Annotated in this window: 21 protein-coding genes; 5 read left to right on the top strand and 16 right to left on the bottom strand. The window is 56.4% G+C overall.

Going from position 1 to position 20,333, the window contains the following annotated elements; genetic code table 11:
• Positions 1 to 8: 8 nt before the first annotated feature.
• The 13 genes from P9J57_RS06765 to pdxB all read right to left on the bottom strand — a co-directional run bounded on the left by P9J57_RS06765 (position 9) and on the right by pdxB (position 12,551).
• The gene (locus tag P9J57_RS06765; RefSeq protein ID WP_014594184.1) at positions 9 to 725 is read right to left on the bottom strand and encodes an ABC transporter permease; all 717 of its coding nucleotides are present in this window, start codon (positions 723 to 725) and stop codon (positions 9 to 11) included.
• The gene (locus P9J57_RS06760; protein ID WP_014594185.1) at positions 722 to 1,408 is read right to left on the bottom strand and encodes a histidine ABC transporter permease HisQ; all 687 of its coding nucleotides are present in this window, start codon (positions 1,406 to 1,408) and stop codon (positions 722 to 724) included. The genes P9J57_RS06765 and P9J57_RS06760 overlap by 4 nt, the downstream gene beginning before the upstream one ends.
• A 166-nt stretch (positions 1,409 to 1,574) precedes the next feature.
• On the bottom strand, positions 1,575 to 2,357 hold the full coding sequence (gene argT, locus P9J57_RS06755) for a lysine/arginine/ornithine ABC transporter substrate-binding protein ArgT (RefSeq protein ID WP_014594186.1): 783 nt from the start codon (positions 2,355 to 2,357) through the stop codon (positions 1,575 to 1,577).
• 270 nt (positions 2,358 to 2,627) lie between these two features.
• Positions 2,628 to 3,197, bottom strand: coding sequence for a UbiX family flavin prenyltransferase (locus tag P9J57_RS06750; protein WP_013026541.1), 570 nt, complete (start codon positions 3,195 to 3,197; stop codon positions 2,628 to 2,630).
• A gap of 101 nt (positions 3,198 to 3,298) precedes the next feature.
• Positions 3,299 to 4,816 carry an amidophosphoribosyltransferase gene (gene purF, locus P9J57_RS06745; RefSeq protein ID WP_013026542.1) on the bottom strand — a complete coding sequence of 506 codons (1,518 nt, stop codon included), beginning with the start codon at positions 4,814 to 4,816 and terminating at the stop codon, positions 3,299 to 3,301.
• Between the two features lie 37 nt (positions 4,817 to 4,853).
• The gene (cvpA, locus tag P9J57_RS06740; RefSeq protein ID WP_026021019.1) at positions 4,854 to 5,339 is read right to left on the bottom strand and encodes a colicin V production protein; all 486 of its coding nucleotides are present in this window, start codon (positions 5,337 to 5,339) and stop codon (positions 4,854 to 4,856) included.
• Positions 5,340 to 5,604: 265 nt separating this feature from the next.
• Positions 5,605 to 6,396 (bottom strand): cell division protein DedD, encoded by a 792-nt coding sequence (gene dedD / locus P9J57_RS06735; protein ID WP_015699833.1) that lies wholly within the window; start codon positions 6,394 to 6,396, stop codon positions 5,605 to 5,607.
• Positions 6,386 to 7,654, bottom strand: a complete 1,269-nt coding sequence (gene folC, locus P9J57_RS06730; protein ID WP_105082220.1) for a bifunctional tetrahydrofolate synthase/dihydrofolate synthase — start codon at positions 7,652 to 7,654, stop codon at positions 6,386 to 6,388. The genes dedD and folC overlap by 11 nt, the downstream gene beginning before the upstream one ends.
• A gap of 91 nt (positions 7,655 to 7,745) precedes the next feature.
• Positions 7,746 to 8,660 (bottom strand): acetyl-CoA carboxylase, carboxyltransferase subunit beta, encoded by a 915-nt coding sequence (accD, locus tag P9J57_RS06725; protein ID WP_013026546.1) that lies wholly within the window; start codon positions 8,658 to 8,660, stop codon positions 7,746 to 7,748.
• Positions 8,661 to 8,821: 161 nt separating this feature from the next.
• Complete coding sequence (locus P9J57_RS06720; RefSeq protein WP_013026547.1) at positions 8,822 to 9,472, bottom strand: DedA family protein; 651 nt, start codon at positions 9,470 to 9,472, stop codon at positions 8,822 to 8,824.
• Positions 9,473 to 9,497: 25 nt separating this feature from the next.
• Complete coding sequence (gene truA / locus P9J57_RS06715; RefSeq protein WP_013026548.1) at positions 9,498 to 10,301, bottom strand: tRNA pseudouridine(38-40) synthase TruA; 804 nt, start codon at positions 10,299 to 10,301, stop codon at positions 9,498 to 9,500.
• A complete protein-coding gene (locus tag P9J57_RS06710; RefSeq protein WP_014594188.1) occupies positions 10,301 to 11,311 on the bottom strand; it encodes an aspartate-semialdehyde dehydrogenase in 1,011 nt (336 codons plus the stop codon). Before P9J57_RS06710 ends, truA begins: the two co-directional genes overlap by 1 nt.
• A gap of 106 nt (positions 11,312 to 11,417) precedes the next feature.
• On the bottom strand, positions 11,418 to 12,551 hold the full coding sequence (gene pdxB, locus P9J57_RS06705; protein ID WP_033775293.1) for a 4-phosphoerythronate dehydrogenase PdxB: 1,134 nt from the start codon (positions 12,549 to 12,551) through the stop codon (positions 11,418 to 11,420).
• A gap of 149 nt (positions 12,552 to 12,700) precedes the next feature.
• On the opposite strand from pdxB, the gene P9J57_RS06700 reads away from it, so the two are divergent.
• A complete protein-coding gene (locus P9J57_RS06700; RefSeq protein ID WP_105088688.1) occupies positions 12,701 to 13,600 on the top strand; it encodes a DMT family transporter in 900 nt (299 codons plus the stop codon).
• Here the strand turns inward: P9J57_RS06700 and P9J57_RS06695 are convergent.
• Positions 13,581 to 14,969: a sensor histidine kinase gene (locus tag P9J57_RS06695; protein WP_210502080.1), complete on the bottom strand. Its 1,389-nt coding sequence runs from the start codon at positions 14,967 to 14,969 to the stop codon at positions 13,581 to 13,583. The genes P9J57_RS06700 and P9J57_RS06695 overlap by 20 nt on opposite strands.
• A complete protein-coding gene (gene tctD, locus P9J57_RS06690) occupies positions 14,960 to 15,631 on the bottom strand; it encodes a transcriptional regulator TctD (RefSeq protein WP_014605360.1) in 672 nt (223 codons plus the stop codon). The genes P9J57_RS06695 and tctD overlap by 10 nt, the downstream gene beginning before the upstream one ends.
• 119 nt (positions 15,632 to 15,750) lie before the next feature.
• Between tctD and P9J57_RS06685 the strand changes: the two genes are divergently transcribed.
• The 4 genes from P9J57_RS06685 (at position 15,751) to flk (ending at position 19,844) form a co-directional block, all read left to right on the top strand.
• Positions 15,751 to 16,731, top strand: a complete 981-nt coding sequence (locus P9J57_RS06685; RefSeq protein ID WP_105082223.1) for a Bug family tripartite tricarboxylate transporter substrate binding protein — start codon at positions 15,751 to 15,753, stop codon at positions 16,729 to 16,731.
• Positions 16,732 to 16,743: 12 nt separating this feature from the next.
• Complete coding sequence (locus tag P9J57_RS06680) at positions 16,744 to 17,175, top strand: tripartite tricarboxylate transporter TctB family protein (protein ID WP_013026555.1); 432 nt, start codon at positions 16,744 to 16,746, stop codon at positions 17,173 to 17,175.
• An 11-nt stretch (positions 17,176 to 17,186) separates the two neighbouring features.
• The gene (locus P9J57_RS06675) at positions 17,187 to 18,689 is read left to right on the top strand and encodes a tripartite tricarboxylate transporter permease (protein WP_026021021.1); all 1,503 of its coding nucleotides are present in this window, start codon (positions 17,187 to 17,189) and stop codon (positions 18,687 to 18,689) included.
• Between the two features lie 114 nt (positions 18,690 to 18,803).
• Positions 18,804 to 19,844: a flagella biosynthesis regulator Flk gene (gene flk / locus P9J57_RS06670; protein ID WP_014605358.1), complete on the top strand. Its 1,041-nt coding sequence runs from the start codon at positions 18,804 to 18,806 to the stop codon at positions 19,842 to 19,844.
• A gap of 1 nt (position 19,845) precedes the next feature.
• Here the strand turns inward: flk and P9J57_RS06665 are convergent, their stop codons facing one another.
• Positions 19,846 to 20,289: a rhodanese-like domain-containing protein gene (locus P9J57_RS06665; protein WP_014605357.1), complete on the bottom strand. Its 444-nt coding sequence runs from the start codon at positions 20,287 to 20,289 to the stop codon at positions 19,846 to 19,848.
• Between the last annotated feature and the right edge of the window lie 44 nt (positions 20,290 to 20,333).

The raw sequence follows: 20,333 nt of genomic DNA, 5'->3' as shown, positions 1-20,333 counted from the left end.
AGTCTTACTCAATGCGATGAAGAAGGTTTCACGTGCGCCAGCCAACGACGTTCCGCAAGACGAAACAGGCTAATCAGCACGTAAGAAATAATCAGGTATAACACGGCCGCAATGCCGAACGCGGTAAAGGGCTGATAGGTTGCCGCGTTAATGTCCCTGGCGATTTTCAGCAAATCAGGCACGGTTGCGGTAAAGGCCAGTGCGGTAGAGTGCAGCATGAGTATGACTTCGTTGCTGTAAACCGGTAAGGCCGTGCGCAGTGCAGAAGGCAAAATAATGCAGCGATACAGTTTAAAGGTCGAGAAGCCATAGGCTCGCGCCGCTTCGATTTCACCGTGTGGCACGGCACGAATCGCCCCGGCAAAAATTTCCGTGGTGTAAGCGCAGGTATTAAGGGTAAACGCCAGTAGCGTACAGTTCAGGCCGCTGCGGAAAAACGCATTCAGTAGCTCTGTGCCTTTCACGATTTCCAGCGTATACATGCCGGAATAGAACACCAGCAGTTGCACATAGAGTGGCGTACCGCGAAACACATAGGTAAAGAGCCACACCGGCAGGCTAATAAAACGATTGGGTGATACACGAGCAATCGCCAGCAACACGGCCATGCAGCCGCCCAGTACGACCGAGACAATCAGCAGCCATAGGGTAATCGCCACGCCTGTGAAGCGATAACCGTCTGTCCAGAGCAGCGACTTCCAGTATTCGTGAATAATCTCGATCATAGCTCCGCCCTCTTCACGCCGACCGTGTAGCGGCGATTGAGCCACCAGAGAATGCCGTTAGACAAGGTGGTAAAGACCAGATAAATCACGCCCGCCACGATAGCAAAATAAAACGGCTGCCAGGTGCTTTTACCTGCCAGCTGCGTGGCTTTTACCACATCCTCCAGCCCCAACAGGGAAACCAGCGCCGTGGCTTTCAGGATCACCTGCCAGTTATTACCGATGCCGGGCAGCGCGTAGCGCATCATCGCAGGGAACAGGATACGGCGGAAAACCTGCGAACCGGTAAAACCAAACGCCGTGGCGGCTTCAATCTGCCCTTTTGGCACCGCCATAAAGGCGCCACGGAAGGTTTCGGTAAAATAGGCGCCATAGATAAAGCCCAGGGTGATGATGCCGGCCACCATGGGATCGATATCGAACTGGGCCAGGCCAAGCGCATCGGTGAGATGGTTGAGAGCGATCTGCAGGCCGTAGAAAATCAGCAGCATCAGAACGAGGTCGGGCACGCCACGAATCAGCGTCGTGTAGCCCTCAAAAATCAGTGACAGCAGGCGATTGCGCGACAGCTTCGCGCCTGCGCCAATCAGACCCAGGATCACCGCCAGCAGCACCGAGCTCAGGGCGAGCTCAAGCGTGACCAGCGTGCCTTTTAAAATGACATCAGAGTAGCCATACAACATGGAAAAGGTCCTGTCGTGGGGTGGAAACGACGCTGCGCCGTCGTGCAGACGGGCAGCGCAGCTTCTGTTCTCGCATAGCCGATGACACAGGGTTGCTCCGACCAGAGGGATCGGGACAACCCAGGGCTTATTCTGTTATGCGAACAACAGAGGCGAAGACGACAGATCAGTCACCGTACACGTTGAAATTAAAGTATTTCTTCGCAATTTTGTCGTAGGTACCGTCTTTACGCATTGATTCAAATGCTTTATCGATGGCCGCTTTCAACTCGGTATCGTCTTTACGTAATCCCATACCGGTTCCGACACCGAAGATTTTATCGTCTTTCACGGCCGGACCTGCAAACGCATAGCTTTTACCGACAGGCTGTTTCAGGAAGCCTTCGGCGGCCTGAACTTCGTCCTGGAAGGCGGCGTCAATGCGGCCAGCGGTCAGATCCTGATAGACCAGATCCTGGTTGGCATAAGGCGTTACGGTTACGCCTTTTGGACGCCAGTACTCATTCGCGTAGGTTTCCTGAGTAGTGCCCTGCAGCACGCCGATGTTTTTGCCTTTCAGCGCCTCAGGCGTCGGCTCGATTTTTGATCCTTTCGGCGCGACTAAGCGTGCGTTAGCGGCATACAGTTTGTCTGAGAACGCAATCTCTTCCTGACGTTTAGCGGTGATGGACAGCGAGGAGATGATGGCATCGATTTTCTTCGCTTTCAGCGACGGAATCAGCGCATCAAAATCGCTTTCTACATAGGTACACTTGGTCTGGATACGTTTACAGATTTCGTTAGCCAGGTCGATATCAAAACCAACCAGCTGTCCTTGCGCGTTTTTCGACTCAAACGGCGGATATGTTGGGTCAGTGCCGACACGAATCGAGGTCGGTACTGCTGCAAATACGCTGGCCGCACTGGACAGGCCCAACATTAAAGAAAGAGCCAGAACACGCTTCTTCATAGATTACCCTCAAGTAAATTGCTTATTGTTATGTGATGCATGATGTGTGTTTGCGACGAACACTGCCTTTTCCTGTGCATGTTTCATGCCAGTTCTACAGTTTTGCCGTCTGCCCAGCCGCCCGTTTGGTGACGAAAAGACTGGGTTTGTGAAAGGAATATATCAGTGATGTCGCAGAGAAAAAGCGATGTTGTGAACTTTTAGTTCAAGAAATGCAGGAACAGTGATCGCTCCCGCGTTTCTGCACCAAATAAGGGCGAAAGAACACGCTTATGCACCTTGCCAGCGCACAAACAAGTCCTGCGGTAGTTCAATATCAAACTGATCAATGACCCGATTAACGGTCTGATCGACAAGCTGCTCGATAGTGGTTGGACGGTGGTAAAACGCCGGCACCGGCGGCATGATGATGGCCCCCAGTTCGGCCGCGGTCGTCATCATGCGCAGATGACCAATATGCAGCGGGGTTTCACGTACGCACAGGACCAGTTTACGCTGCTCTTTCAGCACCACGTCTGCTGCGCGCGTCAGCAGCGAGTCGCTGTAGCTGTGAACAATACCGGACAGGGTTTTCATTGAGCACGGCAGGATCACCATGCCCAACGTTTTGAACGACCCGGAGGAGATACTGGCGGCAATGTCCCGCACGTCATGAACCACGTCTGCCAGCGCCTGGACGTCCCGCAGGCTGTAGTCGCTTTCCAGGCTCAGCGTCTGACGTGCCGCATGGCTGATGATCAGATGGGTTTCCACGTCGCTGATCTGCTGCAAGACCTGCAATAGCCGGACGCCATAGATCACGCCGCTTGCGCCCGAAATACCAATAATGAGTCGTTTCATCGTTCAACCTTGCAGTGGCAAAGTGCACCATAATAGCGCAGACCGGCAGAAAACACAGAGGGCGGGATAAATCCCGCCCTCCTTTTTGCATTCAGGTTCGCTTACCCTTCGTTATGCAGCTCGAGGTTTTCGACTTCGTTTTGACGGGCGATGGCTTTCGCATCGTCGTTACGCAGGGATTCCAGATATTCAAGATAGCCCTGATCGACGTCTTTCGTCACGTAGATGCCGTTAAAGACGGAGCACTCAAACTGCACGATATCCGGGTTCTCTTCCCGTACGGCTTCGATAAGGTCATCGAGATCCTGGAAAATCAGCGCATCTGCTTTGATAATCTGGCGAATCTCTTCCACTTCACGGCCGTGGGCAATCAGCTCGGTCGCGCTGGGCATATCAATGCCGTAGACGTTAGGAAAGCGCACTTCCGGCGCGGCAGACGCAAGATAGACCTTTTTCGCGCCCGCCTCTCGCGCCATCTCGATAATCTGCTCGGAGGTGGTGCCACGAACAATTGAGTCATCAATCAGCAGCACGTTCTTATCGCGAAACTCAGCGCGGTTAGCGTTGAGCTTGCGGCGAACGGCGCTGCGGCGCAGTTGCTGTCCCGGCATGATAAAGGTGCGGCCCACGTAGCGGTTTTTCACAAATCCCTGACGGTAAGGCTTATCAAGGATGCGGGCGATTTCCAGCGCGGTATCCATCGAGGTTTCCGGAATGGGAATCACCACGTCGATATCCAGATCTTCCCACTCGCGGGCGATCTTTTGACCCAGCTTGGTGCCCATGCGCACGCGGGCGCTGTAGACCGAAATCTTATCCAGGAAGGAGTCCGGACGCGCAAAATAGACGTATTCGAACAGGCAAGGATTGTTTTTTGGGTTTTCGGCACACTGACGGGTTGAAAGCTGCCCCTGCTCAGTGATGTAAACCGCTTCACCCGGTGCCACGTCACGGATAAATTCAAAACCCAGGGTATCCAGCGCCACGCTTTCGGAGGCGACCATGTACTCGGTACGGCCATCGGCAATGACGCGTTTGCCCAGCACCAGTGGCCGAATGCCGTTAGGATCGCGGAAGGCGACCATGCCGTGACCGATGATCATCGCCACCACGGCATAGGCGCCACGCACCTGCTGGTGGACGGCAGCGATGGCGGCAAACACGTTATCGGCTTCCAGCGGATAGTGCTGAAAACGATCCAGTTCCTGCGCAAAGATATTCAACAGGATTTCAGAATCGGAGGTGGTATTAACGTGACGACGGCCTTTTTCGAACAGCTGCTTACGCAGCTCGTGGGCATTGGTCAGGTTACCGTTATGGGCAAGGGAAATACCGTACGGCGAGTTAACGTAGAATGGCTGGGCTTCAGAAGCGCTGGAGCTGCCCGCGGTAGGATAGCGTGCGTGACCAATCCCCATGTTGCCTTGTAAACGTTGCATATGACGCGCTTCGAAAACATCGCTGACCAGCCCATTAGCCTTACGCAGGCGGAAGCAGTTCAGCGCATCGATGGTACAAATGCCTGCGGCATCCTGCCCACGGTGCTGGAGCACCGTTAACGCGTCATAGATCGACTGGTTGACCGGCATGAAACCGGTGATACCGACAATACCGCACATGTTGTCATTTCCTCATTAAGCCGTACGCCCGGTGGTCTCACCGGGGCAAAAAACTCGACGTGCTTTTCAGGTAGTCAAAAAACCACCTGATTATAGAACTGAACTCGGGAATAAGTTGAGACTGCTGCCAGTCCGGGCTCTTTGAAAAGCCCGTGAATGTATCCAGGAAGAACAGCAGAGCGGCCACGATGAGCACACCACGCAATGCCCCGAAACAAACGCCTAATACCCGATCGGTTCCCGACAGGCCAGTTTTCTCAACCAGCGAGCCGATAACGTAGTTCACTATTGCGCCCACAATCAGGGTCGCGATGAACAGCACCGCAATCGCGATTCCGTTACGAACCAGTTCGTCGTCAAAACCTGTGAACCAGACTGCAAGGTAGGCATAGTAATGACTGGCGACAAAAAACGCGCATCCCCAGGTAACAAGAGATAAGGCTTCGCGGACAAACCCTCGGACCAGGCTGACCAAAGCCGAAAAACCAACTACCGCAATAATGACGTAATCAATCCAGATCATGAACTCTTCCAGCGCCAGTGCCATTGCACCCCTGCTTCCAGTTCGGGGCGCATTCTAACAGAAAAAGAAAACGTTTGCGTAGGGGTTTTCAGGTTCTGCATCCATAAAAAAGGCGATGAAAAAATCCGTCTTCGCCTGTGTCATTTTCACCCCGCTAACAGGCTGAAAAGTTGTCAGAAATTTAGCGTTAAGCCGGGTCAGGCACTGCCGTTCTCATCCCGATTGGCGCTGCCTGTTATTTCTATCGGCAGCGCCAATCGGCGCTTTAGCGGGCGCTGTAAGACTTAACCACGCCGCTCAAGCCTGAAACGTTCTTCAGCTCGCCGACGGCCGCCTGCATCTTCGCTTTTGACGCATCCGGCCCCACATAAATGCGGGTGATTTGCCCCTGCACGGGCGTAGACGGCACGGTATAGGCCCGGTAACCCGACAGGCGCAGTTTCGCCACAATCTCGTTAACCTTGCTGGCGTTCTTGAGTGCGCCTAACTGAACAACGTAAGCCTGACCGGCAGGCTGCGTTTCTTTGGGCTGCTCCGCAGGCGCGGTTTTTTCCGCAGGCTGCGACTGCTCGGCCGGTTTGGTTTTTTCAACAGGCTTAGCCTGCTCAACCGGTTTGGTTTTTTCTACCGGTTTGCTCTGCGTCTGCTCGACCGACTTCGGTTTAGCCTGCTCAACCTGTTTGGGTCGGGTTGGCTCAACCGGCCTGGCTTTCGGCGCTGTCGTGGCCGGAGACGAATGGACCGGTGGCGGTGAGACCACGCTCGGTTCGCTACTTTGCTCGGGCTGACTACTGCCCTCAGCGGCGGCATCATCATCCGTATCAGAATGGCTGACCGCACTGCCTGCGCCTGCTGGCGGATGCGCAGGCAGCGACTGCGTCACCGGCGGCACCATTTCGCTGTCCTGCTGGTCATCGGGTTTGGGCACCAGCGGGATCGCGGCAAATTCTTCTTTATAATGTTTTTTCTTACCATCCAGCAGCCCCGGCAATACGATCACGCCGACGGCCACCAGAATAACGGTACCGACTAAACGGTTTTGAAACTTACTCGCCACGTCCTTTCTCCGTTTCAATCGATTCCATAACCTGCGCCACCGTCAGGAAAGAGCCGCAGACCAGAATAATATCCTGCGCTTCTGCCTGCTGGCGCGCCTGGTGCCAGGCCTGTTCAACATCCGCAAATGCCTGAGCGGGCGTTACGTGCGCCATGAGCTGCTCCGCGCTGGCACCGCGCGGACCGGCCAAGGGTGCGCAATACCAGCAGTCCACCTGAGGTGCCAGGGCCGCCAGGGTGCCGGCAATGTCTTTATCGTGCAGCATCCCCACGACCGCATGGACGCGTCCGCTTTGCGGCAATGCAGCCAGTCGCGAGGCCAGATAGGTCGCCGCATGCGGATTGTGGGCAACGTCCAGAATCACCCGTGGGGATTCGCTGATGGTCTGAAAGCGCCCCGGTAAAATCGCCAGCGGCAGATGCGCACGAATGATTGTGTCGCTCACGTTCAGCCCGGAGGCGCGCAGCGCCACCAGTGCGGTAGCCGCATTAGGCAACGGCACCTGAGGCAGCGGTAAATCATGCAGCTCGCCTTGCGCATCGCGCAGCGACCAGCTCTCTGCCTGCTGATGATAGTGCCAGTCGCGCCCGTGCTGCATTAACCGCGCATCTTTTTCACGGGCAACCTGAGCAATTGTGGCAGGCATATCAGGTTCACCGACCACGGCGGGTTTCGCCTGGCGGAAGACACCGGCTTTTTCCCGGCCAATACTGTCACGATCCGGGCCAAGCCAGTCGGTATGATCCAGCGCGATACTGGTAATCACCGCGACATCCGCATCGACAATATTGGTCGCGTCCAGCCGACCGCCCAACCCGACTTCCAGAATGACGACATCCAGCCCCGCCTGCTTAAACAGGTTAAGCGCCGACAGCGTGCCAAATTCAAAGTAGGTCAGAGAAACCGTACCTCGTCCGGCCTCAATGTCGGCAAAACTGGCGCTGTGTTGGGCTTCACTGAGTTCCTGCCCCTGAATCCGAACGCGCTCGGTGTAGCGCACAAGGTGCGGCGAGCTGTAAACCCCTACCCGATAGCCGGCTGCCATCAGTAAGGTTTCCAGGGTGCGACAGGTGGTCCCTTTGCCATTGGTGCCCGCAACGGTAAAAACGAAGGGTGCAGGCTTGAGCAGGTCCAGACCTTGCGCCACCTGGCGAATACGATCCAGGCCCAGTTCTATCGCCTGAGAGTGGAGGTGCTCAAGATAATAAAGCCACGTGGCCAAAGGCGACGTGGCTTGAGGAAGGTGAAGATTGTCCATATGTCCCGTTTTGCAAATTTATACCCGATGAAAGCCGCAAGGTATACGGTGCATTGGTGGAAGGCGCGACCTGCGCACCTTCTGTCTCCTGTCAGGCCTCGTTGCTCTCCGGATGGCTCGTCGCAGGTGCGAACGCTTCACCGTCGTGCAGCGGTGCGGGCAGATTCATCATTTTTGCCAGCAGACTCGCCAGTTTATAGCGCATTTCCGGACGACGAATGATCATATCAATCGCCCCTTTCTCGATTAAAAACTCACTCCGCTGGAAGCCCGGCGGCAGTTTTTCACGAACGGTCTGCTCAATCACACGTGGACCCGCAAAGCCGATCAGGGCTTTAGGTTCGGCAATATTCAGATCGCCCAGCATCGCAAAGCTGGCAGACACGCCGCCCATGGTCGGGTCGGTCAAAACCGAAATATACGGCAGACCGCGTTCCTGCATTTTCGCCAGCGCGGCACTGGTTTTGGCCATCTGCATCAGCGACATTAACGCTTCCTGCATACGCGCACCGCCACTGGCGGAGAAGCAGATCAGCGGGCAGTTATCTTCCAGCGCCTGCTCAACAGCCCGGACGAAGCGTGCGCCAACCACCGATCCCATTGAGCCGCCCATAAAGGCGAATTCAAAGGCGGCCGCCACAACCGGCATACCGTGCAGCTGACCTTTCATCACGATCAGCGCATCTTTCTCATTCGTGGCTTTCTGTGCAGCAACCAGACGATCTTTATACTTTTTGGAATCCCGGAACTTCAACAGATCCTTGGGTTCCAGCTCGCTGCCCAGCTCAACCAGCGTGCCCTGATCGAGCAGGCTCGCCAGGCGCTCACGGGCATGCATGCGCATGTGGTGGTCGCACTTAGGGCAGACCTCAAGATTACGCTCCAGCTCGGCACGATAAAGTACCTGGCCACAGCTGTCGCATTTCGTCCACACCCCTTCCGGAATACTGGCGCGACTTGTGGGCGTAATGTTGCTTTTATTAAGAATGCGTTCAATCCAGCTCATTGATGACCTTTCTGTTTAAAACTGACCTGGTCCAGTCGTCTTGATACTGCTGAAAACCGCTTCAGCAGACGGTAAATGTCGCTCATTAAACCACAACCAATTAAGACTGTGGATAAAAATCTGGTCTTACCCCTGAGCAACGCGGCTACTCAGGGATAATTTTACTGCTTAGCCTGGCGGCGATGGCGCCAGATTTCAATCACACCTGGCAGAATCGACACCACGATAATCCCGAGGATAAGCAGCTTAAGGTTTTCCTGTACCACGGGCAAATCGCCAAACAGATAACCCGCATAGGAAAACAGCAGCACCCAGGCCAGCGCGCCCGCGACGTTAAACAGGGCGAAGTGGCGGTAGGACATGTGCCCCATTCCGGCGACGAAAGGCGCAAAGGTCCGCACGATGGGCACGAAGCGCGCCAGAATAATGGTTTTCCCACCGTGCCGGGCATAAAAGGCATGGGTTTTATCCAGATAGCTGCGGCGGAAAATTTTCGAGTTCGGGTTGCTGAACAGCCGTTCGCCAAAGAGTTTGCCGATGGTGTAGTTCACGGCGTCCCCCAGAATAGCGGCGATGACTAGCAGCGCCACCATGAGATGCACGTTGAGATCGTTACCCGGCAACGCGGCCAGCGCCCCTGCCACGAACAGCAGTGAATCACCCGGCAAAAACGGCGTGACGACTAAGCCCGTTTCGCAGAACAAAATCAGAAACAGGATGGCGTAGATCCAGATGCCATACTGCGCGACTAATTCGGCCAGATGCACATCAATGTGCAGAATAAAATCGACCACAAAATGGATAAACTCCATAACGATCCCTTGTACGTAAGGTTAATTAATCCGCGAGGAACAATGGCCCCATCGCCGGCTGAGGTAAAGCAAAATGCACGGGATAATCCACCGCCACCAGATAAAGCCCTTCGGCTTTCGCCGTTGCCGCCGCCAGCGTGCGATCTTTAGCCGCCAGCAGTTCCGCCATCCAGGATTCTGACTGATTGCCGCAGCCAATTTCCATCAGACTACCGACAATATTGCGCACCATATGGTGCACAAACGCATTGGCTTTAATATCGACAATCACATAAGGCCCGTGGCGCGTGACGTTCAGGTGCATCACGTTGCGCCACGGCGTTCGCGACTGACACTGCACGGCGCGGAAAGAGGTAAAATCATTCTCGCCCAGCAGGCACTGTCCGGCGCGCTGCATCTTTTCTACATCCAGAGGATAGTAAAAATGCGTCACGCCATTACCCAGAATCGCCGGACGGAGCCGCTGATTGTAGATCAAATAGCGATAACGCCTGGCGGTTGCGCTAAAACGCGCGTGAAAGTCGTCCGGCACCGCCTTGACCCAACGTACAGCGATATCGTCTGGCAGATTGGCGTTCACGCCCAGCGTCCAGGCGGCATCGGCGCGCTGCGCAACGGTTTCAAAATGCACCACCTGGCCGGTGCCGTGTACGCCGGCATCGGTGCGGCCGGCACAGAACACGCTGACCGGATGGTCGGCCACTTTCGACAGCGCCCGTTCCAGCTTTTCCTGCACGCTGCGCACTTCCTGCTGTCGTTGCCAGCCATAGTAGCGGCTGCCGTCGTACTCGATGCCCAGTGCCAGTTTTTGTGTCTGACCTTCTGACATCAGTACATGTACTCCTGAACCAGCTTCTCAGCGGTCTTCACCGCCATGAGCGCACCGCCGAAACGGACGTTGTCGGCCACCGACCAGAACTGCAACAGCTCAGGAATGCCGTAGTCGTTACGCACACAGCCAATGCTCAGTTCATCGCTGCCCGAGGCATCGGTAACCGGCGTCGGCACCGCATCCTCTTCGCTCAGATGAATATCCGCAGCCAGCGCCAGCTCTGCCCTTGCCTCTTCCGCCGACAGCGGGCGCAGGTTTTCAATATGTACGATCTGCGCATTGCCATAAAATACCGGCGCCTGAATGCTGCTGACCGCCACGGGCAAACCCTCGTCCTGCAGGACTTTGCGTACCTGATCGACCAGGCGGCGCTCGCTTTCTACGCTGCCTTCGCTATCTGCCAGCTGCGGCAGAAGGTTAAAGGCCAGCTGGCGGCCAAAATGGTGCTCGTCAGCGGGCACGCCGTTCAGCAGACGCGCACTCTCACCGGCCAGCGCATCCACGGCCACTTTGCCGTGGGTGGAGACAGAGATCAGATTGGTGACCTGTAAACGGCCCAAACCTGCCGCATCCACCAGCGGTTTGATTGCCGTCAGCAGTTGACTCACCAGATTATCCGCCACGCTGATGATGTTGCGATTACGGTAATCGGCCAGCACCTGTGGATTCACATCCGGCACCACCAGCGGCACGTCCGGTGACAGGGCAAACAGCTCGCTGCTGTCGATCACCAGACAGCCCGCGCCCGCCGCCTCTTCGGCATAGCGTTCTGATGCATCGCGACCGGCAACAAAAAAGGCCAGCTGCGCCTGTGACCAGTCAAACCCGGCCGCGTCTTCAACGCGCACAGAACGTCCTTCAAAACGTTTGATTTCACCGGCACCGTTGTCGCTCGCCAGCAAATACAATTCACCAACCGGGAACTGGCGTTGAGCCAGTAGTTCCAGTACAGCGTTCCCTACTGCGCCTGTTGCGCCCAGTAGCGCAATATTCCAGCCGTCAGACATGTTGGTTTACCTCAGACAATGACATAAAAACAGAAGGCGGTGATGTCACCGCCCGGGGATTCAGAATTATCCCTACCTTCAGCCGCGCGTTACCCGGCTGAACCCATCAGGTTGAGGATAATATGGCGTTAAAGCCCAGCTGAATAAGCTGCTCAGCGGTGGCTTCATTATCACAGTTCACCTGTAATGATGACCATTCGCGACGCTCTTCATACTGTTTGCGCAGGCGGTCAAACTCGCCCGGTTTTGCCGCCACTTTTCGCAGGGGCGCATCATCGCGGCGCACATCATACACCAGATGCACTAACCGTTTCAGCGTTGGCTGATCGAGCGGCCCGTTCAGGCTGATCTGGCTGAATTCCGGCGTCGGTAGCAGGCTACTCAGCGGCACCTGCTGCGGTTGGCCAATAAAGTCGCACCAGGCCTCAAACACCTGAGTCGTGCCGCGCGCCTTGCCCTCCAGGGTGTAACCGGCAATGTGGGCCGTCGCGATATCCACCTTATCCAGCAGCGCCAGGGAGAGATCCGGTTCAGGTTCCCAGACGTCCAGCACCACGCTGAGATCGTGACGCATGTTCAGGACTTCCAGCAGCGCGGCGTTATCCACCACCGGGCCGCGGCAGGCGTTAATCAGAATGGCGTTGGGCTTCAGGGCCATCAGCCGCGCGGCATCGGCCAGATGCCAGCTCTTGTAGGGGCCAGATTTAAACAGCGGCGTATGAAACGTTAAAATATCGGCCTGTTCCACCAGCGCATCGAGCGAGTGAAAATCCTCTTTGTCACCCCGGTCAGCGCGCGGCGGATCGCACAGCAGGGTTTTCACGCCCCAGGCTTCAAGGCGTTTCTGCAATCGCCCGCCCACGTTACCGACGCCAACGATGCCCACCGTGCGATCGCGCAACTGAAAACCGTCGCGCTCCGCCAGCAGCAGCAAGGCAGAAAAAACATACTCTACGACGGCGATCGCGTTACAGCCCGGCGCGGCAGAGAAGGCAATGCCCGCCTGCTCAAGCCAGTCTTCGTCAATATGATCTGTGCCCGCGGTTGCCGTGCCGACAAACTTTACGGGCTTGTCCTGCAGTAACGCAGCGTTAACCTGGGTTACGGAACGCACCATCAGGCCATCGGCATCGGCCAGTTGGGCTTCAGGAAGCGGCCTGCCAGGGACAGCGACCACCTCGCCCGTGCGGCTAAAGAGTTCACGGGCATAGGGCATGTTTTCATCGACGAGAATTTTCACCACGGCTTTCCTGTGTGTTGCATTTAAGGGCGCTATTTTGGCACAAAAGCCCCGCGTTAGCCTAACCACGCTGTGCAGTGAGTGCTAAGGCTGGCAGAAAGGGGCAACACAGGCGTACACTGCGGCGGGTCTGAGGCTGGAGTCATATTATGTTCTTTTTGTTCCCGCTGTTTGCGGTCTTAATTTGGTCGGTTAATGCTATCGTTAATAAATTATCGGCGAGTGCCATCGAGCCTGCGGCGATTTCTTTTTATCGCTGGTTACTGGCATTGCTGGTCCTGACCCCGTTTGTGTTACCGGGTGTGATACGGCAATGGCAGACGATCCGGCCGCACCTCTTGCGCTTGATGGTTCTGGGTCTGCTGGGCATGGCGCTGTACCAAAGCCTGGCCTACTATGCCGCGCACAGCGTGAGCGCCCTGTTTATGGGTATCATCGCCGCGCTAATCCCACTGTTAACGGTATTGCTCAGTGTGGTCATACTGCGCATTGCCCCGACCGTGGGGATTCTGGCGGGCAGCCTGATCTCCTTTTGTGGCTTAATCTGGTTGGTCAGCGCAGGCAATCTTGATCAGTTGCTGCATCACGGCATCGGAGCAGGTGAAGCCATGATGCTGGCGGCCTCAGCCAGCTATGCGCTTTATGGCGTGATGACCAAACGCTGGTCAATTCCGCTGCCGGTCTGGCAGAGCCTGTATGTGCAAATTGCCTTTGGCGTTCTGTTGCTGTTACCCGGCTTTCTGATGACGCCGGACGTGGCGCTTACGCCGCATAACCTTCCGCTGGTGGCCTTTGCCGGGCTGTTTGCCTCGATTCTTGCCCCCTGGCTGTGGATCCATGGCGTGCAAAAATTAGGTGCCAGCATCACCAGCATCTTTATGAATTTGACGCCAGTTTTTACCGCCCTGATTGCGGTGCTGTTTCTGCATGAGCATCTGCACAGCTATCACTGGATCGGCGGCGGTCTGACGCTGACGGGCGTTTTGCTGGCACAGCGGCTGCGCAGGCCGCTTAGCGCGCGCAAATCGATCAAGGCCGATCCGCGCTAAAATTGACGGAAACACGCAGTCCGCCCAGTAACGGACTGCTCTCCAGCGTGACGGCCGCCCCGTGCCAGGCACAAATATCCTGTACCAGCGCCAGTCCAATGCCCGCTCCGGCCTGCATCGCGGCATTATCCAGCCGGATAAAAGGCCGCAGTGCTTTTTGTTGCTCTTCCCGGCTAATCCCCGGTCCCGAGTCTTCAATTTGCAGCCTGCCGTTCTCTACGCGGGCCGTAATCATGCCCTGCGCTGGCGTGTACTTAATCGCGTTATCCAGCAGGTTGGCGCACAGCTCGCCCAGCAACAGCGCATCGCCTTTCACCTCACCGTGCTCATCCCCTTCGTAACCCAGGTCAATCTGTTTCGCGCGCGCCGCTGCATAACGACTCAGGCACGCTTCACGCACCACTGCCGCCAAATCCACTCTCGTCATGGGTTTATCTTCCCCGTGGCGGGCTTTGATGCGCGCCAGTTGTAACAAACGGTCGGTGAGCAGAATGGTGTCATCCAGCGTGTAGTGCATGCTCTGTAGACTTTCCCGCCACTGTTCGGGCCGATCGCTATCCAGCGCCGTGCTAATCTGCGTTTTCAGAATGGTGAGCGGTGTGCGCAGCTGATGCGCGGCATCGGCGCTGAACCGATCCTGCCGTGCCAGCAATTTTCTCAGCCGTTCCAGATAGCGGTTAAAGGCCACAATGAGCGGCTGAAGTTCCGACCAGGGCAGCGAAGGCAGCGGGGTCAGTTCAGCACCGTCGCGGCGCAGGACAATCTTTGACAGCCGACGTAAAGGCCGTAATACCCGGCGCAGCATCATGCTCGCCAGCAACAAGGCGATGAGCACCAGCGCGCTCTGGCTAAGTAAGGCTGTCCGCATCAGCCCCTGGGCAAACGCCTCACGGGAATGGATAGTTTCCGCCACCAGCACCAGTGCCATACCTTCCACGCCCGCCTCGCTGACCGGCTGCCATAAGGCCGCGACCCGAATGCGCTGTTTTTGGTAAAACCCGTCATAAAAATGGACTAACGCAGGATAGGCTTCAGACATCTCGCTGGTGGCCGGAATCGGCGGCAGCCCGTCATAACCCGACAGCGTTTTACCCTGGGGCGAAATCACCTGGTAAAACAGGCGATCGTTCATATTGCGCTCAAAGCTGTCGAGCACGACCCAGGGCACATCGACCTCCAGATGCTGATGACGGACCACCAGCCGCTCGGCAACGGTGCGCGCAGAGGCCAGCAGCGAACGATCGTAGGCCTGATTCGCCGCCGCCAGGCCGCTCTGGTAATGCGTATAAACTGACAGAATCCACAGCAGGAGCAATGGTAGTCCCAGCCAGGCGAGCAGCTCTCCCCGTAGCGAGGTGATTAATCGCATGCCAGGGTTTCCAGGCTGTAACCCAGACCGCGTAGCGTCACAATACCGACATCACTTCCGGCCAGTTTTTTGCGCACCCGATGCACATAGAGTTCAATACTTTCCGGGCTGGCTTCATCCGCCAGCGTAAAGGTTTGTTCATACAAATGTTGCCGCGAGACCGGGCGACCCTGACGCTGCATCAGCGTCGTCAGCACGCTGGATTCTCGCGGCGTCAGCGCCAGCGGTTTTTCGGCCAGCAAAAAGTAACCCTCGCCGTTCAGCACCAACTGGCCCAGCGTTTGGTTTTGTGGCGATTGCCCCTGAGAACGCCGCAGTAGCGCTCGCAGGCGCGCGTCCAGCTCATCCAGTTCAAAGGGTTTGGTCAGATAGTCATCCGCCCCCGTGTTCAGACCGCGCACGCGGTCATCCAGCGTAGTGCGCGCGGTCAGCATCAGTACCGGCACAGTTTGTCCCCGGCGGCGCAGCCGGGTTAATACTTCAATGCCGTCCAGGCGCGGCAGAGAGACATCCAGTACGACCAGCGCATAGTCTTCGCTTTGCAGGCTGTGATCGGCCGCCAGGCCGTCCGCCACCCAGTCCACAGCAAAGCCTTTTTGTGTTAACGCCTTCTGTAACCATCGCGCCAGCTCGGCCGTATCTTCCACCAGTAAGAGACGCATATCACATCCTTTCACTAAACCTCATGAATGAAAGGTAAATGAAAGGTTGCTGTTTTAACAATTCAATAACACCGAATAGTCGGTAGTAATCACACTCTGAAACAAAGATGGAGCGCACGATGAAAAAAATAATCCACACCGCCCTCGCCTCTGCCCTACTGGCTTTTATGTTCTCCTCATCAGGTTATGCTGCTGCACCCGACAGAACAGAATGCATCGCACCGGCTAAACCCGGCGGCGGTTTTGACCTGACCTGTAAGCTGATTCAGGTTTCGCTGATGGAAACGAAGCAGATCGAGAAGCCGATGCGCATTACCTACATGCCAGGTGGCGTAGGCGCGGTGGCCTATAACGCGATCGTTGCGCAGCGTCCTGCCGAAGCCGGTACGGTCGTGGCCTTTTCGGGGGGATCGCTGCTGAACCTGTCTCAGGGAAAATTTGGTCGCTACTCGGTTGATGACGTGAAGTGGCTGGCGGCGATCGGTACCGATTACGGCATGATTGCCGTGCGTGAAGACGCGCCGTGGAAAAACCTGGGCGAACTCATGGCGGATATGAAAAAAAATCCCACCAAAGTGGTGGTGGGTGCGGGTGCCTCTATCGGCAGCCAGGACTGGATGAAAACGGCGCTGGTCGCAAAAGAAGCCGGTATTGATCCGCGCAAAATGCGCTATGTCGCGTTTGAAGGCGGTGGTGAAGTCGTCACCGCCCTGCTGGGTAATCATATTCAGGTGATGTCGGGCGATCTCAGCGAGATGGTGCCGCATTTACAAGGGGGCAAACTGCGCGTGCTGGCGGTAATGGCAGACAAACGCCTGCCCGATCAGCTGGCCTCGATTCCTACCGCCAAAGAGCAGGGCTTTAACGTGGAATGGCCGATTATTCGCGGCTTCTATCTTGGCCCTAAAGTCAGCGATGCCGATTATCAGTGGTGGCAGAGCGCCTTTGAGAAAATGGTGCAAACCCCGGAATTCAAGAAGCAGCGCGAACTGCGAGGCCTGTTCGAATTCAATATGTTTGGCGCTGAACTGGATAAATACGTGAAAGACCAGGTTGCCGCCTATCGCGAGCAGGCGAAATCCTTTGGTCTGGCTAAGTAAGCGGGAGAGATCATGAGCGATCGTATTTTTGCCACCCTGTGGCTAGTGCTGTGCCTGGCGGGACTGGTTATCGCCTGGCAGATACAGAGTGAATACAGCTATGAGCCTGTCGGCCCACGTCCTTTTCCGCTGGTGCTTCTCAGCCTGATGGCTTTCTGTGCCGTGATGCTGCTGCTGAGAAAACCGGATGCCATCCAGTGGCCCACGCCCGCCACACTGAAACGCCTGGTGGCGCTGGCGGCGATGATGCTGGTGTACGGCGGGATGTTTGAAACCCTGGGCTTCCCGTTAGCGACCTCGCTGCTGACGTTTGGTATCGGCCTGCTGTTTGGCGCGCGCTGGTGGGCCGCTGTGCTGTCCGGTGGTGTAATGGGATGGTCACTGTTTTACGCCTTCGACCATCTACTGGACGTTACCTTGCCTGCTGGCAGCCTGTTTAATTAAGGAGAGAAATGATGGAAACCTGGTCTTTCCTGATGCACGGCTTTGCCGTTGCCATGACGCCGGAAAATCTGCTGATTGCCCTTATCGGCTGCTTTATCGGCACCATCGTAGGCTTACTGCCGGGACTCGGGCCGATCAACGGCGTAGCGATTTTGATGCCGCTGGCGTTCGCCCTGCACCTGCCAGCAGAATCCGCGTTGATTCTGCTGGCCACCGTTTATCTGGGCTGTGAATACGGCGGACGTATTTCGTCGATACTGCTCAACGTTCCGGGCGATGCCGGCGCCATTATGACCGCACTGGATGGCTATCCGATGGCGCAGCAAGGTAAAGCGGGCGTGGCGCTCTCTATTTCTGCCGTCAGCTCCTTTGTCGGTTCCACCATCGCTATCATCGGCATCATCTTATTCGCACCGCTGCTGGCCCGCTGGTCGCTGGCGTTTGGCCCAGCCGAATATTTTGCGCTTATGGTCTTCGCCATTGCCTGTCTGGGCAGCATGATGAGTCAGAACCCGCTTAAATCATTTCTGTCGGCGTTGATCGGGCTGAGCATGGCGACCGTGGGCGTGGACGCGAATACCGGCGTCTATCGCTTCACCTTTGACAGCGTTCACCTTTCTGACGGCATCCAGTTTGTCGTGGTCGTCATTGGCCTGTTCTCAGTGAGCGAAATTTTGTTGATGCTGGAATCCACCCATAGCGGGCAAAAGGTGGTGCGTGCCAGTGGCCGCATGATGTTCAATATGAAAGAGGCCGCTATGTCTACGGGTGCCACACTGCGTGCCTCATTTATCGGCTTCTTTGTGGGCGTGCTGCCCGGCGCGGGCGCTACTATCGCCAGTGCTATCGCCTACATGGCCGAGAAAAAAATCACTGGCAGCGATCAGTTTGGTAAGGGCGATATTCGCGGTGTGGCTGCGCCGGAAGCGGCGAACAATGCCTCCGCCTGCGGCTCGTTTATTCCGATGCTGACTCTGGGCATTCCCGGTTCCGGCACCACCGCGGTCATGGTCGGTGCGCTGACGCTGTACAACATCACGCCTGGACCTGCGATGTTTACCGAACAGCCGGATATCGTCTGGGGACTGATTGCCGCGCTGCTGATTGGTAACCTGATGCTGCTGATCATGAACATCCCGATGATCAACGTGTTTGCGCGGATGCTGACGATTCCGCTGTGGTTTTTAGTTCCGGCTATCGCCGCCATCTCGGCCGTGGGCGTTTATGCGGTGCACAGCACCACCTTTGACCTGCTGCTGATGGTCGGACTGGGGATTTTCGGCTATATCCTGCGGAAAATGGATTTCCCCATGTCACCGCTGATTTTGGGTTTCGTGCTGGGTGAAATGCTGGAGCAAAACCTGCGGCGTGCCTTGTCGATCAGCAACGGTGAGATGGGCATTCTGTGGGAAAGTCCGATTGCGAAAGTCCTGTTGATCCTCGCCGTTGCCGTATTAATCGTGCCGCTGCTATGGAAACGGCTGCGCCGTAAGCCCGCTCCCGCGCATCAGTAAGTAAATCTTTGTTCGAAACACACAAGCCCCGTGGATTTCCCAGGGGCTTTTGTTATCATAGTGTATTCTGTTTCCGGCGCACCCCACGCTGTTCTGTTTCCCAAGGAATCCGCCATGCAACCTGTCAGCGGCCCCGGTGTGCCGGTCGGCGATCGTTCATCTGTTAATCCGCAAACTGACGCCCCGCGTACGGGAAGTGTTGCCGGTGAACAACCCCTTTCTCCTGCCCAGCGCACGACGCTTGAGCGCCTCATTGTGCGCATCATGTCGCTCAGCACGCTTAAAGCGCCTGAGCTCTGGGCCGGCCTGCGTCATGAAGTCGGTGTTAAAAGCGAAGCAGAACTCCAGTCACGCCATTTTCCGGCTGCGGAGCAGTTTCTTAACAACCGCCTGGCGCAGGTGCAGACCGGTCACGGTACGCGTCAGTTAATGACGCAACTCACCGACCTGTTGCCCAAAGGCAATAACCGCCAGGCGGTAAGTGATTTTATCCGCCAGCAGTTTGGTCAGACGGTGCTGAGCGCATTAACCCAGGATCAGCTTCGTCAGGTGCTGACCATGCTGCAAAATGGTCAGATGGCCATTCCGCAACCTCAGCAGAGCCGCAGCAGCGATCGCACGCTGCTGCCTGCCGAGCATCAGGCGCTGAATCAGCAAATTGTGCGCCTGGCTGCCGCAACGGGCGAATCCAGTGGCAAAATATGGACCGCCGCACTAAAGCTGGTAAACCTGACCAGCGGCGATCCGATCCCGTCACGCCACTATCCGCTGCTCACTCAGTATTTACAGGTCCGTCAGACGTTAAGCCAGCACAGTGCGCCGACGTTGCAGCTGATTGAAACCTCGCTGAAACACCCTCTGGATCAGCGTGAACAGCAGATGCTGGAAGACTACAGCCTGCAACGCTTTCAGGCTACGCCTCAGATGGTGCTGACCCCGACGCAAACCCAGGATCTGCTTAACTTCCTGTTTGCACGTCGCGCAGAAAGAGCACACGAGCAAGCCCTGGCCGATAACGAACTGAATCCCCATCCCATCTGGGCGCCCATCTCCGGCTCGCTGCCGCCTGTCCTGCAGCCGCTGGCAGCGCGCCCGGTGCTGAGCGCGGTCGTCGGGTTAATCGTTCTGGCCTTTTTACTCTGGCTGGTGCTGTAAGTTAACACCCACAGGATGCCGCAGAAGCCGTCTGCGGCCATTCTCCCGGCTCGTCGCCCCATGCCATGGGATGGCCATCGCGCTTCCAGAAATCCAGCCCGCCAATCAGTTCTTTGACCTTAAATCCCAGCAACGCCAGCTGATAAGCCGCTTTGGTCGAACCATTGCAGCCAATGCCATCACAGTACGTCACATACAGCAGGTTGCGATCCAGTCCGGCCGTGCTGGCTTCATTCATTTCCCGATGCGGAAAATTTATTGCTCCGCAGAGATGACCAGCGCGGTAAGCCTCGATCTGACGGGCATCAATGACGACAACGCCCGGTCGCTGATGGGCCAGATCGTCAGCCAGATCCCAGGCATCGGTGTAATAAGCCAGTTTGGCCTGCAGATATGCAAGGCTCTGCTGCGGTGACGCGGGGGGAAAACCTAAAACAGATGACATCGTTTTTTCTCCTGTTGTGGCAGACAGGCAGTTTACGGCAAAGT

The organism is Pantoea sp. nfd-35, from assembly GCF_056892255.1.
The sequence above is the reverse complement of the archived record's forward strand: the minus strand, read 5'-3'. Positions and strand labels throughout refer to the sequence as shown.